Genomic DNA, 15,133 nt, shown 5'->3' with positions numbered 1-15,133 from the left:
ACTGGCGCCACCGCCATGGACTCCGACTCCCCGCCAGCCGGCTTGCAGCTGCGGCCCGCGCAGCAGGCCATGCTCGATGCGCTGCGGCCGGTGGTGCGCGCCGGCGGCGCGATCGCGGTCGAGGCGCCCACCGGCGTGGGCAAGACCTATGCCTACCTGATCGCCGCGCTGGAAAGCGGCGAGCGCTTCATGGTCAGCACCGCCACCCGGGCGCTGCAAGACCAGCTGGTGGACAAGGACCTGCCCGCGGTGCTGCGCCACCTGGGGCTGGCGCGGCGGGTGGCCGTGCTCAAGGGCCGCGAGAACTACCTGTGCCTGCATTTTCTGGCCCAGCAGCGTCAGGGCATATCCGGCATATCCGGCGTATCGGGCATATCTGGCACCGACCGGGCTTTGGCCGCTGATCTGGCCGTGGTGGAGCGCTGGGCGCAGTCCACGCCCGATGGCGACCTGAGCCGCCTGCCGGGCCTGGCGCAGCCCGAGCGGCTGCGCCCGCTGGTCAGCGCCACGCAGGAGCAATGCCTGGGCCCGGCCTGCCGCCATGCCGAACGCTGCTTTGCCAACCGGGCGCGGGCCCGGGCCGCGGCGGCCGAGGTGCTGGTGATCAACCACCATTTGTATTTCAGCGAGCTCAAGCTGCGGCAGATCGGCGCTGGCGGGCAGGGCGTGCTGGCGATGGCGCCGCTGGTGGTCTTCGACGAAGCCCACCGGCTGCAGCCCATAGGCCTGGCCGTCCTGGCGCAGGGCTTTTCGCTGGCCGATGTGGCGCAGTTCGCCGCCCGTTCGCAGCGCCTGGGGCAGCACCATGCGCGCGGCTGGGCGCCGTGGGATGCGCTGCAGGCCGCGGTGCTGCGCGCCCTTGAGCGCTGGGCGCAGGCCGACGGCGCCAGCGCGCCGGCTGGCGCCGAGCTGGTGCAGCTGCACAATGCGCTGTCGGCCCTGGTGGCGGCCCTGCAGTCGGTGGCCGAGAGCGCGGCCGACCTGAAGGCCCAGGCGCAATCCGGCCTGCCGCTGCTGCAGGCGCTGCGGCAATGGGCCCGGCCCGCCGCGCCCGGCCTGGTGCGCTGGTGGGAGGCGGGTGGAGGCGGGGGCGGCCAGGGCCGCGCCGGCCCGCGCGAATCGCCGCTGTGGCTGTGGCAGGCGCTGCAGCGCCTGGGGCCGGCGGCGCGCGCCGCCAGCTGGCTGCCTATGGTGGATGAAGCGGACGCGCCGGGCGAGGTGAAGACCTGGATCTTCACCTCGGCCACGCTGGCCGCGGATGCGGCGCAGGACGGCTGGGCCCGCACGCCGGCGGCGCTGCCCACGGTGCGCCTGCCCAGCCCTTTCGACTGGGCCGCGCAGGCCGGCCTGCTGGTGCCCGCCGGGCTGCGGCGCGAACACCTGGACGCGGCCCAGCGCGCGCAGGCGCTCGCCGACTGGCTGGCGCCCGCGATCCGTGCGCTGGGCGGGCGCTGCCTGGTGCTGTGCACCTCGCTGCAGGCCATGGAGCTGAGCGGCACGGCGCTGCGCCGGCTGCTGGCGCCCGGGGTGCAGGTGATGGTGCAGGGCGAGCAGCCCAGGCCCTGGCAGCTGGCACGCATGCGCGAGGCCGGGCAGGCGCGGGTGCTGGTCGGCACTCTGGGGCTGTGGGAGGGCGTGGACCTGCCGGGCGCTGCGCTGCAGCTGCTGGTGATCGACAAGCTGCCGTTTCCCGCGCCGCACGAGGCGCTGCATGCGGCGCGCGCGGCGGCGGTGGATGCGGCGGGCGGTGATGGCTTCAGCAGCTACACCGTGCCCCATGCGGCGATGCTGCTGCGCCAGGGCCTGGGGCGGCTGATACGCTCGGGCAGCGACCGCGGCCTGGCGGTGGTGGCCGACGAGCGGCTGCTCACCCGGCCCTACGGCAGCGCCATGCTGGCGGCGCTGCCGGCTATGCGTTGGCTGGACGACGAGGAATGGATGGCGGCGGTGGAGCGCCTGGCGGAGTAGTAAAAATAATAGCTGCTAGCGATTGTCTGGCTTGATTTTGCGATATAAAACTATCGTAAAACATTGGCTGGCAAGCGCTAATAGCTCACATTTTTATGCTTGCGGCCATCACCATAGTTTCCACCACGGCGACTCCTGGCGCTGGAAGCCGTTCTTGAGCAAGGTGGTGTTGGGGTAGGTGGCGAGCAGCACGCGCTGGGCGTCGTCGCGCATCTCGGGCATGCCCAGCTTGTCATACGACAGCACCAGCAGGTACAGCGCGTCTTCCTGCGCCGGCACTTCCTTGTAGTCGGCAATGGCGCTTTGCGCGCGGCTGATGGCGGCCACGTAGGCGCCGCGCTCGTAGTAGTAGCGTGCCACATGTACCTCGTACTGCGCCAGCGAGTTCACGATGTACTGCATGCGCTTGAGCGCATCGGGCGTGTACTTGGAGTCGGGAAAGCGCGTCACCAGCTCGCGGAAGGACTCGTACGAATCCTTGGCCGCCTTCTGGTCGCGTTCGGACAGGTCCTGGCGCGAGATGAACGAGAACAGGCCCAGGTTTTCGTTGAAGTTCACCAGGCCCTTGAGGTACAGCGCGTAGTCGTAGGCTTCGCTGGCGGGGTGCAGCTTCATGAAGCGGTCGAGCGTGGCGATGGCCTGGGCCTTTTCGCCGCTCTTGTACTGCGCGTAGGCCTTCTCGATCTGGGCCTGCTGGGCCAGCGCGGTGCCGGCGGCGCGGCCTTCGAGCTTTTCGTACAGCGGCACCGACTTGTCCCAGGCGCCGGACGAAGACTCGTCGCGCGCCTCGGCATAGATCTTGTTCGGGCTCCAGTTCGCGGTCTTGTCCACCTCGGAGGTGGAGCAACCGGCAAGCAGGGCTGCAGCTGCTGCAAGAACAATAGCTGTCAGCGCCGATGGATTCTGCGTAAACCGGATTTTCGACGAGAGATGCATGGAGGGACCACAGATACGTTGAACTGCCGCGCATTGTACAAGCCCGTTTTTGCCCTGATTGGCCGCGGCTGTTACCCAGCGTTTCTACAATCGGGAGGATATGTTTGTCCATCTGCGCATCCACACCGAGTTTTCCATCGTCGACGGCACCAACCGCATTGGCGATTTGATCAAGCATGCGGCGGGCGACGGCCAGCCGGCCATGGCCATCACCGACCTGAACAACCTGTTCGGCGGCGTCAAGTTCTACAGGAGCGGCCGCGACAAGGGCGTCAAGCCCGTGCTCGGCGCCGAGCTGGCGATGGAGCCCGAGGCCGCGGGCGGCAGCCCGTCGCGCATCATCGTGCTGATCCAGAACGAGCAGGGCTATCTGAACCTGTCCGAGATTCTGGCCCGCATGTGGACCGCGGACAGCATCAAGGGCCAGGTGATGTGCACCTGGGCCTGGCTGAGCGAGCTGTCGGGTGGCCTGATCGTGCTGTCCGGCGCGCAGGCCGGGCCGGTGGGCCAGGCGCTGCTGCGCGGCGACGAGGCGGGCGCGCGCGCGTCGGCGCTGCGGCTGGCGGCGCTGTTTCCGCACCGCTTTTACATCGAGTTGCAGCGCGCCGGGCGCGGCGACGACGAAACCCATGTCGGCGCCGCGGTGGCGCTGGCCGCGCAGCTGAAGCTGCCGGTGGTGGCCACGCACCCGGTGCAGTTCGGCAAGCCCGAGGAGTTCGAGGCGCACGAGGCGCGGGTGTGCATCGCCGAGGGCGAGACCCTGGGCAACAACAAGCGCATCAAGCGCTTCACCCGCGACCAGTACCTCAAGAGCAGCGCCGAGATGCAGGCGCTGTTCGCCGATGTGCCGTCCGCCATCGCCAACACGCTGGAGATTGCGCGCCGCTGCAGCCTCACGCTCACGCTGGGCGTGCCGCGGCTGCCCGACTTTCCGACGCCGGGCAACATGCCGATCGCGGATTTCTTCCGCGCCGAATCCTTCAAGGGCCTGGAAGAGCGCCTGGTGCTGCTCTACCCCGACGAGAAAAAGCGCGCGGCCGAGCGCCCGCGCTATATCGAGCGGCTGGAGTTCGAGCTGGCCACCATCCTGAAGATGGGCTTTCCGGGCTACTTCCTGATCGTGGCGGACTTCATCAACTGGGCCAAGAGCAACGGCTGCCCGGTGGGGCCGGGCCGGGGCTCGGGCGCGGGCTCGCTGGTGGCCTATGTGCTGAAGATCACCGACCTCGACCCGCTGGAATACAACCTGCTGTTCGAGCGCTTTCTGAACCCCGAGCGCGTGTCCATGCCCGACTTCGACGTGGACTTCTGCCAGAGCAACCGCGACCGGGTGATCGACTATGTGAAGGAGCGCTACGGCAAGAACGCGGTGAGCCAGATCGCCACCTTCGGCACCATGGCCTCGCGCGCCGCCATCCGCGACGTGGGCCGGGTGCTGGACATGAGCTACACCTTCTGCGACGGCATCTCCAAGCTCATCCCCAACAAGCCGGGGCTGCACGTCACGCTCAAGTACCCGCCCAATCCGCCCAAGGAAGGCGACAAGTACACCTACGCCATCAAGGAAGAGCCGGTGCTGGCCGAGCGCATCGAGAAGGAGGAAGACGTCAAGACCCTGATCGAGATGGCGCAGCGGCTCGAGGGCATGACCCGCAACATCGGCATGCACGCCGGCGGCGTGGTGATCGCGCCGGGCAAGCTTACCGACTTCTGCCCGCTGTACCAGCAGCCGGGCAGCACCTCGGCGGTGGCCATGTACGACAAGGACGACGTCGAGGCCGTGGGCCTGGTGAAGTTCGACTTCCTGGGGCTGGCCACGCTCACCATCCTCGAGATCGCGCGCGAATTCATCATGAAGCGCCACAAGGGCCAGGAGAACTTCGCCTTCGAGAACATCCCGCTCGACGACTACCCGACCTACAAGCTCTTCTCCGATGGCAAGACCGAAGCCGTGTTCCAGTTTGAAAGCCGCGGCATGCAGGGCATGCTGCGCGAGGCCAAGCCTTCGCGGCTGGAGGACCTGATCGCGCTGAACGCGCTGTATCGCCCCGGCCCCATGGACCTGATTCCCAGCTTCGTGGAGCGCAAGCACGGCCGCGAGAAGGTGGAGTACCCCCACCCCATGGTCGAGGCCGTGCTGGCCGAGACCTACGGCATCATGGTCTACCAGGAGCAGGTGATGCAGACCGCCCAGGTGCTGGGCGGCTACTCGCTGGGCGGCGCCGACCTGCTGCGCCGCGCCATGGGCAAGAAAAAGCCCGAGGAAATGGCCAAGCACCGGCTGATCTTCCGTGAGGGCGCGGCCAAGAACGGGCTCGACGAAGCCAAGGCCGACGAAGTCTTCGATTTGATGGAGAAGTTCGCCGGCTATGGCTTCAACAAATCGCACGCGGCCGCCTACTCGCTGCTGGCCTACCACACCGCCTGGCTCAAGGTGCACTACACGGCCGAGTTCTACTGCGGCAACATGACCGTGGAAATGGACAACACCGACAAGCTCAAGGTGCTGTACGAGGATGCGCTGAAGATGGGCATCAGCTTCGAGCCGCCCGACGTCAACCGCGGTACCTACCGCTTCGAGCCGGTCACCGACAAGGTGGTGCGCTACGGACTGGGTGCGGTCAAGGGCACGGGCCAGGCCGCGATCGAGGCCATCGTCGCCGCCCGCAATGGCGAGGGCAGCGGGCCGCAGGGCCATGTGAAGGGCCCGTTCAAGAGCCTGTTCGACTTCTGCGTGCGGGTGGACCGCCAGCGCATCAACAAGCGCACCGTCGAGGCGCTGATCAAGGCCGGCGCCTTCGACAGCCTGCAGCTCAACCGCCGCGCGCTGCTCGAATCGCTGGACACCGCCTTCGAGTTCGCCAGTTCGGTGCACGCCAATGCCAACCAGGGCGGCCTGTTCGACATGATGGGCGAGGACGCCCACGGCTCCAGCACGCAGGAGCCCGAGCTGGCCAACGTGCTGCCCTGGAGCGTCAAGGAGCGCCTGGTGCTGGAGAAGACCGCAGTGGGCTTTTACCTGTCGGGCCACTTGTTCGACGAGGTGCAGCACGAGGTGCGCCAGTTCGTGCGCACGCCCATCGGCAACCTCAAGGACAGCCGCGAGACCCAGACCGTGGCCGGCATCATCAGCGAGCTGCGCATCATCAACGGCCAGCGCGGCAAGCTGGCGCTGTTCAAGCTCGACGACAAGTCCGGCGTGATCGAGGCCTCGCTCGACGAGGCCATGCTCAATCGCCACCGCGAGCTGCTCAAGGATGACGAGTTCATCGTGGTCAGCGCCCGGGTGCAGAACGACCATTTCAGCGGCGGGCTGCGCGCCAAGGTGCAGCATGTGTGGGATCTGGCCGCCGCGCGCAGCCGCTTCGGCCGCTACCTGTACGTGCAGGTGCAGCAGCGCCAGCCCGACGTGGCCCGGCTGCTGCGCGAGTTTCCCGCGCGCGAAGAGCAAACCGAGCAGGGTGTGCTGCGCCACGGCCTGAAGCTGCGCTTCGGGCTGGTCTGCCAGGCGCCGCAGCCGCAGCCCGTGGAGCAGGCCGCGGTGGAGATCAACCTGGGCGACAGCTGGCGCTTCTACCCCAGCGACGCTGCCATGAGCGCCTGGAGCGGCGAGGTCGGCCACGAAGCCATGCGTATTGTTTACGAAAGCGCGATCTGAGCATGGCTATGCTTGAAATAGGTGATTGCGGCAGCACCTTGTGAAGAGCAGCCGGCAAGCCCGATAGAATGATTTCCAATGGCCACGAAACCTCTCCCTCCCGCACCGATCCAACCCAAGACGCCGCCCGAGGACGGCGGCGGCGCGCTGGTGGTGGAGCGCGTCACGCAGCGCGTCGAGCCGCCGCGCCTGCACCAGGTGCTGATGCTCAACGACGACTTCACGCCCATGGAGTTCGTGATCGACGTGCTGCAGCACTTTTTCGGCAAGGACAGGGAGACGGCGACGCAGATCATGCTGAAGATCCATCTGGACGGGAGAGGAGTGTGTGGCGTGTACCCATTCGAGGTGGCCGAGACGAAGGTAGCGTTGGTGATGGATGCCGCGAAGCAAGCCGGGCATCCGCTGCAGGCGGTGACGGAGCCCGTTGAATAAACGGATTCCGTCCTGATCTAGGGTGCAGTGAAAGTATTTGGCAGGCATTAAAGGAGTTTCAAATGATTGCTCAGGAACTGGAAGTCAGCTTGCACATGGCCTTTGTCGAGGCGCGGCAGCAGCGCCACGAGTTCATCACCGTGGAGCACCTGCTGCTCGCATTGCTGGACAACCCCAGCGCGTCGGAGGTGCTGCGCGCATGCTCCGCGAACATCGACGACCTGCGGGTGTCGCTGACCAATTTCATCAAGGACAACGCGCCGCAGGTGGCCGGCGAGGACGAAGTGGACACCCAGCCCACGCTGGGCTTCCAGCGCGTGATCCAGCGCGCCATCATGCATGTGCAGTCCACCGGCAACGGCAAGAAGGAAGTCACCGGCGCCAACGTGCTCGTGGCCATCTTCGGCGAGAAGGATTCGCATGCGGTGTACTACCTGCACCAGCAGGGCGTGACCCGCCTGGACGTGGTGAACTACATCGCCCACGGCATCAAGAAGTCGGACGCGCAGGAGCCCGCCAAGTCCGAGGCGCCGCAGGAGTCCGAAGAGGGCGCCGGGCAGGGCGGCGAGCGCAGCGAGAAGGCCTCGCCGCTGGAGCAGTTCACGCTCAACCTGAACCAGGCCGCCAAGGAAGGCAAGATCGATCCGCTGATCGGCCGCCAGTACGAGGTGGAGCGTACCATCCAGATCCTGTGCCGCCGGCGCAAGAACAACCCGCTGCTGGTCGGCGAGGCCGGAGTGGGCAAGACCGCGATCGCCGAGGGCCTGGCCTGGCGCATCACGCAAAGCGACGTGCCCGAGGTGCTGGCCGAAGCCATGGTGTACTCGCTCGACATGGGCGCGCTGCTGGCGGGCACCAAGTACCGCGGCGACTTCGAGCAGCGCTTGAAGGGCGTGCTCAAGGCGCTCAAGGACAAGCCCAACGCCATCCTGTTCATCGACGAGATCCACACGCTGATCGGCGCGGGCGCCGCCTCGGGCGGCACGCTCGATGCGTCCAACCTGCTCAAGCCGGCGCTGTCCAGCGGCCAGCTCAAGTGCATCGGCGCGACCACGTTCACCGAATACCGCGGCATCTTCGAGAAGGATGCGGCGCTGTCGCGGCGCTTCCAGAAGATCGACGTGGTCGAGCCCTCGGTGCCCGAGACGGTGGACATCCTCAAGGGCCTCAAGAGCCGCTTCGAGGAGCACCACAGCGTCAAGTACGCCACCGCGGCGCTGGTGGCCGCGGCCGAGCTGTCGGCCAAGTTCATCAACGACCGCCACTTGCCCGACAAGGCCATCGACGTGATCGACGAGGCCGGCGCCGCGCAGCGCATCGTGCCGGTGAGCAAGCGCAAGAAGACCATCGGCAAGGCCGAGATCGAGGAGATCGTCGCCAAGATCGCCCGCATCCCGCCCGCCAACGTCAGCAACGACGACCGCAGCAAGCTGCAGACGCTGGAGCGCGACTTGAAGAGCGTGGTCTTCGGCCAGGACAAGGCGCTGGAGGTGCTGGCCTCGGCGGTGAAGATGTCGCGCTCGGGCTTGGGCAAGGTGGACAAGCCCATCGGCTCGTTCCTGTTCAGCGGCCCCACCGGCGTCGGCAAGACCGAGGCCGCCAAGCAGCTCGCCTACATCCTCGGCATCGACCTGATCCGCTTCGACATGTCGGAGTACATGGAGCGCCATGCGGTCAGCCGGCTGATCGGCGCGCCTCCGGGCTACGTGGGGTTCGATCAGGGCGGCCTGCTGACCGAGGCCATCACCAAGAAGCCGCACGCGGTGCTGCTGCTCGACGAGATCGAGAAGGCGCACCCCGACATCTTCAACGTGCTGCTGCAGGTGATGGACCATGGCACGCTGACCGACAACAACGGGCGCAAGGCCGACTTCCGCAACGTCATCATCATCATGACGACGAACGCGGGCGCCGAGACCATGAACAAGGCCACCATCGGCTTCACCAACCCGCGCCAGGCCGGCGACGAGATGGGCGACATCAAGCGTTTGTTCACGCCCGAGTTCCGCAATCGGCTGGACGCCATCGTCAGCTTCCGCGCGCTCGACGAGCAGATCATCCTGCGCGTGGTCGACAAGTTCCTGCTGCAGCTGGAGCAGCAGCTGGCCGAGAAGAAGGTGGAAGTCACCTTCACCGACAAGCTGCGCAAGCACCTGGCCAAGACCGGCTTCGATCCGCTGATGGGTGCGCGGCCGATGCAGCGCCTCATCCAGGACACGATCCGGCGCTCGCTGGCCGACGAGCTGCTGTTTGGCCGGCTCACCGATGGCGGCCGGCTGACGGTGGACTGGGATGACAGCGATGCCGCCAAGCCCGAGGTCAAGCTCGACATCCAGCCGCTGCCCAAGAAGGAACGCGCCCGGCAGGAGCCGGCCGAACCCGAAGAGGAACTGGCGGCCGACTGAGGCCGTGTGGTACGCAGAAAACAGCCGCGACAGCGGCTGTTTTCTTTTAGCCACGCCGCGCCGATACACTCTCGGCGTAGCAGCATTGCAAGGAGTCGGCAGGCGTGGACTGGAGTTGGCAGCACCTGATCTCGCACGAGCACCTCAAGGCCACTCTGTCCGTGGTCTGGTCGGTGTACGTGGTCGTGGTCTCGATGTGGATTTTGATGCAGCGCCGCGCGCCGGTGGCCACCATGAGCTGGCTGCTGTCCATGGCCGCGCTGCCGGTCGTGGGCCTGGTGGTGTACTACTTCCTGGGACCACAGCGCTTCAAGCGCCAGCGCATCAAGCGGCTGCGCGCGCGCAGCCGCTCGCAGGTGCAGGAGACGGTGCGGCGCATCCGCGAGGTGCAGCCCAACCCGCCGCCCAAGCTGCTGCAACTGGCCAAGCTGGTGCAAGTGGCCAGCGGCTTTCCGATCAGCACCGCCACACGCATCGACTTCCTGAGCGGCGGCGCCGCCACCTTCGACAGCATCCTCGAAGCGGTGGCCGGCGCCGAGCGGCATGTGCACCTCGAGTACTACATCTACGAGCCCGATGCCACCGGCACCCGGCTGCGCGACCTGCTGATCGAGCGCGCCCGCGCCGGGGTGCAGGTGCGCCTGCTGGTGGATGCGCTCGGCTCCAAGGCCATGGGCCGCAGCTTCTGGCAGCCGCTGGTGGCTGCGGGCGGCGAGTTCGCCTTCTTTCATCCCACCCGCATCGGGCGGCGGCTGCGCCCGGTGATCAACTTCCGCACCCACCGCAAGATCCTGGTGGTGGACGGGCGCATCGGCTACACCGGCGGCGTCAATATCACCGACGAGGAAGACGTGCGCATCTGCGCCGAGGCCTACCACGACGCCCACCTGCGCCTGGAGGGCCCCATCGTCAACTGGCTGCAGACCGCCTTCCTCGAAGACTGGGCCTATGCGCTCGACAAGCTGCCGCAGGAGGCGCCGGCCGACCTCGACGACCTGCTGCCCGAGCTGCCCAACGGCGGCCACCTGGTGCAGCTCATGACCTCGGGGCCGGACAACCCGCTCGAAGCCATCCACCGCGTGCACCTGGCCGCCATCCACACCGCCACCGAGCGGGTGTGGCTGACCACGCCGTACTTCGTGCCCACCGAGGCCGCGATCTACGCGCTCACCGGCGCCGCGCTGCGCGGGCTGGACGTGCGCCTGCTGGTGCCCGAAAAATCCGACTCCATCTTCGTGACCGCGGCCGCGCGCTCGTACTTCGACGACCTGATCGCCACCGGCGTCAAGATCTACGAATACCAGGCGCGCATGCTGCACTCCAAGACCATGCTGGTGGATGACGACCTGGCCATCGTCGGCACCGCCAACTTCGACAACCGCAGCTTTCGGCTCAACTACGAGGTCTGCGCCGTGGCCTACGGCCCTCTGCTGGCCGGGCGCATCGAGGCCCAGTTCCTCAAGGACCTGGACAAGGCTCGGCGCGTCGACCACCAGCGCCCGCAGCGCTTTGGGCTGCGGCTCGGCGACTCGGTGGCGCGGCTGTGTTCGCCGCTGTTGTAGCCGCTGGGGTTTTCGCTGCGGGCAGCCCGGATGCGGATTGCATATCATCGCAATGAGCTGCGACAAGAAAGGATGCCTATGCGACCATCGGTGGTGCTTGACATGAATCGAAGCGCGGTGCGTGAAGCGGTCGGCCGTTTTCGCACCGCGAACCCGCGCATCTTCGGCTCGGTGCTGCACGGCACCGACCGGGATGGCAGCGACCTTGACCTGCTGGTGGACGCCTTGCCCGGCGCGACGCTGTTCGACTTGGGCGGGCTGCAGGATGAACTTTCGTCGCTGCTCGGCATTGATGTCGATGTACGCACACCCGGCGACCTGCCGCAGAAATTCCGGGCCAAGGTACTCGCAGAGGCGCAGCCGGTATGAGCACCATGGTGAGTTTGCGCAGGCGCATCCCGGGATTCCGTGGCGCAGCATGCGAGGTATGCGCAACCGCATCGCGCACGGTTATTTCGATATCGATCTTGACGTGGTCTGGGACACCATACAGACAGCGCTGCCGCATTTGATTCGACAGCTGTCTGCTGTGCGCGCCGATGCCGATGATGCATCCTGATCGGTACCCGCAGGCTGGTGCGCCGCAGACCATGGTGCCGGAGCAGGCATACTAGCGCCCCATGGCTGAGCTCAATACCTTTTTCTGGCACGACTACGAAACCTTTGGCGCGGTGCCCCGGCGCGACCGGCCGGCGCAGTTCGCCGGCATCCGCACCGACATGGATCTCAACGAGATCGGCGCGCCGGCCATGCTGTACTGCCAGCAGTCGCCCGACTACCTGCCCAGCCCCGAGGCCTGCCTGATCACCGGCATCACGCCGCAGCAATGCCAGGAGCAGGGCGTGGCCGAGCATGCGTTCGCCGCCGCGGTCGAGCAGCAGCTGGGCCAGCCCGGCACCATAGGCGTGGGCTACAACACCATCCGCTTCGACGACGAGGTGACCCGCTACCTGCTGTGGCGCAACCTGCGCGACCCCTATGCGCGCGAATGGCAGAACGGCTGCGGCCGCTGGGATCTGCTGGACGTGGTGCGCATGGTCTATGCGCTGCGGCCCGAGGGCATCGAGTGGCCGAAGAAGGCCGACGGCAGCGTGAGCTTCAAGCTCGAAGACCTGGCGCGCGCCAACGGCCTGCAGCATGCGCAGGCGCACGATGCGCTGAGCGACGTGCGCGCCACCATCGCACTGGCCCGGCTCATCAAGCGGCTGCAGCCGCGGCTGTTCGAGTTCGCCCTCAGCCTGCACAAGAAGGATCGCGTGATGCAAGAGCTGCGCCTGCCTGCCACGGCGGCCAACGCGCGGCCCTTCCTGCATGTCTCGGGCATGTTCCCGGTGGAGCGTGGCTGCCTGGCGGTGATGTGGCCGCTGGCGCAGCACCCCAGCAACAAGAACGAGATCATCGCTTGGGACCTGGCGCACGACCCGAGCGGCCTGGATTCGCTGCCCGCCGACGAGCTGCGCCAGCGCCTCTTCACCAGCGCGGCCGAGCTGCCCGAGGGCGTGCAGCGCCTGCCCGTCAAGAGCGTGCACCTGAACAAGTCGCCGATGGTGGTGGGCAATCTGCGCACGCTCAGCGACGCGCAGGCCGCGCGCTGGGGCATAGACATGGAGCGGTGCCTGCGCCACGCCCAGGCGGCGCAGGCGTTGCCCGATATGAGCGCGCAATGGGCCGCCGTCCACCAGCGGCCGGCGGCGCAGGAGGTGGATGTGGAGCAGGATCTGTATGGCGGCTTCATCGGCCAGGCCGACCGCCGCCTCCTGCTGCAGCTGGCGGCACTGCACCCGCAGGAGCTGGCGCTGGCGCGCCCGGGCTTTGACGACGAGCGCCTGCCCGAGCTGCTGTGGCGCTACCGGGCGCGCAATTTCCCGCAGACGCTCGATGCCCGGGAGCAGCAGCGCTGGCGCGAGCACTGCGCCGCCAGGCTGATCGCAGGTCAGGGCGGCGCGCGCACCGCCGAGCAGATGTTCGCCGAGATCGATGCGCTGTCCGAGAGCGCTAACGAGCGCGGCGAGGCCATCCTGGGCGCGCTCTACGACTGGGCCGAGGCCATCGTGCCCGAAGTCTGAGCGTCCGCCAGGATCAATAGTGCAGCGCCGCGCGCACGAACCAGCCGCGGCCGCGTTCGTCCCCGGCGAGGCGGGCGCGGTACTGCACCGACAGGTCGAGATAGGAGCGCGGCGCGTTGTAGGCGTCTTCGCGGAACCAGTGGCGCAGCGCCAGGCCCAGGCCGGCGCCGGCCGCGCTGCGCTGGCCCGAAGGCGCGGGCCGCGAGTTGTAGTCCCAGCCCAGCACCGCGTGCGGGAACAGCACCGTGCGCGCATCGGCATCGCCGAGGCGAAAGCTGCGCCCGGCCTGCGCCTCGGCGGTGCCATAGCTCTGCTTCTGGCTGAAGAAGCGGCCGGCCTCGGCGTAGACGTTCACCGTGGTCCAATCGGGCACGTCCAGGCGCAGGTCGGTGCCGGTGCCGCCGGAGTAGCCCAGCCGCAGCAGCCAGTCGTTGCTGGACAGCGAACCCACGCGCAGGCGCCGCTCCGCCGCGAACACCAGGTTCTGGCTGGCCAGCGGCTTGAGCCGCAGGCCCAGCGCCGCCTGCGCGGTATCGGTGCCGGTGGCGTCGCCATTGCGGCTGTAGATGGACTGGGCCAGGCCGCCATACAGCTCCCAGAAACGGCCGTCGCCAAAGCCCGAGGGGCGCCAGTAGGCCTCGGCCACCATTTGCGCCGCATCGCCGTAGGGCGTGGGCTGGGCCGCTGCGGCGCCCGGCGGCATGCCGCGGTAGCCCAGCAGCGCGTTCACGCCCCAGTCGCGCGCGCGGCTTTCCACCTCGCGCCGGGTCTCGAATTGCTGCTGCGGCGTCAGCGCCAGCTGGCCGGCGGCGTTGGCATCGAGCGCCTGCTCGAAGTAGCCGACCGCGGCCTGGTTCTCGCCCTGGCGGCTGGCGGTGTAGGCGCCGTCGCGCAGCGCGCCGGCGGGCAGGCTGCCGGCCTGGCGTGCCCGGCCGAAGATGGCCAGCGCGGCGCCGTCGTCGCCAGCCCGGATGGCGAGGTAGCCCAGGTCCGGGTCGGTGCTGGCCTGCAGCGCGGGCTCGGCCATGGCCGCGGCAAAACGTTGGCGGGCGGCCTCGGGCTGGCCCAGCTGCAGCAGCAGCTCGACCTCACTGGACAAGGACAGCCGCGGCGCCAGCAGCGCCGCCTGGGCATCGGCCGCCGCCTGCTGGCCGTGGCCCAGGGCATGTTGTATGCGGCTGCGCTGGGCCAGCAGCTCGGCGTCGCCGGGGCGCGCCTGCAGCGCTGCATCCGCTTCCTGCAAGGCCTGCTGCCGCGCGCCGCTGGCGGCCAGCGCCTGCAGGCGCAGCAGCCGGTAGGGCGGGCGCTGCGGGCTCAGCTCCATGGCCTGCCGGGCGAGCTGCGCGGCCTCGGCATGGCGGCCGGCCGCATAGGCCTCGTAGGCCTGCCGGGCCAGGCCGCTGGCGGGATCGGGGGCATCCTGCCCGGGCCAGATATCGCAGCCGGCGGCGGCCGGTGAGGCGTAGCAGTTGACCACCGGCATGCGCAGCGCGGCCGGATAGGTAGCCGCGGGCCAGAGCGCGCGGCCCAGCGCCGCCTCGGCCTCGGCGCGCCGCGCGGCCAGGCCACCGCCGGTTTCGGCCAAGCCGTCGCTGCCCTGCAGCAGCGCCCGTGCGCGCCGGGGCTGGCCGGCGGCGAGGGCGGCGTCGGCCGCGATGCCGCGGTAGTTCTGGCGCTGCAGCGCGCTCAGCCCGGGGGCGGCGACGGCTGCATCGAAGTAGCGGGCCGCCGCATCGCTGCGGCCCTGGGCCTGCAGCGCGGCGGCCAGCAGCAGCTGCAGCGATGGGTCGTCGCTGGCCAGGGCCAGGCCTTGCTCGGCCACCTGCTGCGCTTGCGCATACTGGCGCTGCTGCAGCAGCAGCCCCAGCCATTGCAGGCGGTAGGCCAGGGTGGCGGGGGCCAGCCCGGTGCCGGTCTGCGCGAGCTGCAGCGCCAGCGCCAGATCGCCCCGTTCGCGGGCCTGCTGCGCCTGCTCGAAGTGCTCCAGCGCGCTGTTTTCGCGCAGCTGCTGGCGCAGCGCCGGCCAGTCGGCCTGGGCTTGCGGCCCGGCGGCTTGCCGGGCCGGCGGCGCGCCGGCCGCCGCCCGCCGGGGCCTGGGTGCAT

Annotated in this window: 10 protein-coding genes; 8 read left to right on the top strand and 2 right to left on the bottom strand. The window is 68.5% G+C overall.

Features of this window, described 5'->3' with window-relative positions:
• Positions 1 to 15 precede the first annotated feature (15 nt).
• Positions 16 to 1,968, top strand: a complete 1,953-nt coding sequence (locus ACODRX_RS20615; protein ID WP_488873409.1) for an ATP-dependent DNA helicase — start codon at positions 16 to 18, stop codon at positions 1,966 to 1,968.
• Between the two features lie 108 nt (positions 1,969 to 2,076).
• Here the strand turns inward: ACODRX_RS20615 and ACODRX_RS20610 are convergent, their stop codons facing one another.
• On the bottom strand, positions 2,077 to 2,904 hold the full coding sequence (locus ACODRX_RS20610; protein ID WP_488873408.1) for an outer membrane protein assembly factor BamD: 828 nt from the start codon (positions 2,902 to 2,904) through the stop codon (positions 2,077 to 2,079).
• Between the two features lie 100 nt (positions 2,905 to 3,004).
• Here ACODRX_RS20610 and dnaE point away from each other — a divergent pair, with 100 nt between their 5' ends.
• The 7 genes from dnaE to sbcB all read left to right on the top strand — a co-directional run bounded on the left by dnaE (position 3,005) and on the right by sbcB (position 13,030).
• Positions 3,005 to 6,562 (top strand): DNA polymerase III subunit alpha, encoded by a 3,558-nt coding sequence (gene dnaE / locus ACODRX_RS20605; RefSeq protein ID WP_488873407.1) that lies wholly within the window; start codon positions 3,005 to 3,007, stop codon positions 6,560 to 6,562.
• Between the two features lie 78 nt (positions 6,563 to 6,640).
• The gene (gene clpS, locus ACODRX_RS20600) at positions 6,641 to 6,997 is read left to right on the top strand and encodes an ATP-dependent Clp protease adapter ClpS (RefSeq protein ID WP_488873406.1); all 357 of its coding nucleotides are present in this window, start codon (positions 6,641 to 6,643) and stop codon (positions 6,995 to 6,997) included.
• Positions 6,998 to 7,059: 62 nt separating this feature from the next.
• Positions 7,060 to 9,402, top strand: coding sequence for an ATP-dependent Clp protease ATP-binding subunit ClpA (clpA, locus tag ACODRX_RS20595; RefSeq protein WP_488873405.1), 2,343 nt, complete (start codon positions 7,060 to 7,062; stop codon positions 9,400 to 9,402).
• A gap of 104 nt (positions 9,403 to 9,506) precedes the next feature.
• On the top strand, positions 9,507 to 10,964 hold the full coding sequence (gene cls / locus ACODRX_RS20590) for a cardiolipin synthase (RefSeq protein ID WP_488873404.1): 1,458 nt from the start codon (positions 9,507 to 9,509) through the stop codon (positions 10,962 to 10,964).
• A 78-nt stretch (positions 10,965 to 11,042) separates the two neighbouring features.
• Positions 11,043 to 11,333 (top strand): nucleotidyltransferase family protein, encoded by a 291-nt coding sequence (locus ACODRX_RS20585; RefSeq protein ID WP_488873403.1) that lies wholly within the window; start codon positions 11,043 to 11,045, stop codon positions 11,331 to 11,333.
• Positions 11,230 to 11,523, top strand: coding sequence for a HepT-like ribonuclease domain-containing protein (locus tag ACODRX_RS20580; RefSeq protein WP_488873402.1), 294 nt, complete (start codon positions 11,230 to 11,232; stop codon positions 11,521 to 11,523). Before ACODRX_RS20585 ends, ACODRX_RS20580 begins: the two co-directional genes overlap by 104 nt.
• Before the next feature lie 61 nt (positions 11,524 to 11,584).
• Positions 11,585 to 13,030 (top strand): exodeoxyribonuclease I, encoded by a 1,446-nt coding sequence (gene sbcB / locus ACODRX_RS20575; protein WP_488873401.1) that lies wholly within the window; start codon positions 11,585 to 11,587, stop codon positions 13,028 to 13,030.
• 13 nt (positions 13,031 to 13,043) lie between these two features.
• Here sbcB and ACODRX_RS20570 read toward each other — a convergent pair.
• Positions 13,044 to 15,133 (bottom strand): NfrA family protein (locus tag ACODRX_RS20570; RefSeq protein ID WP_488873400.1); only part of this gene is annotated, 2,090 nt, incomplete at its 5' end.

The sequence above is a fragment of the Comamonas sp. FG99 genome (assembly GCF_057808605.1).
The sequence above is the reverse complement of the archived record's forward strand: the minus strand, read 5'-3'. Positions and strand labels throughout refer to the sequence as shown.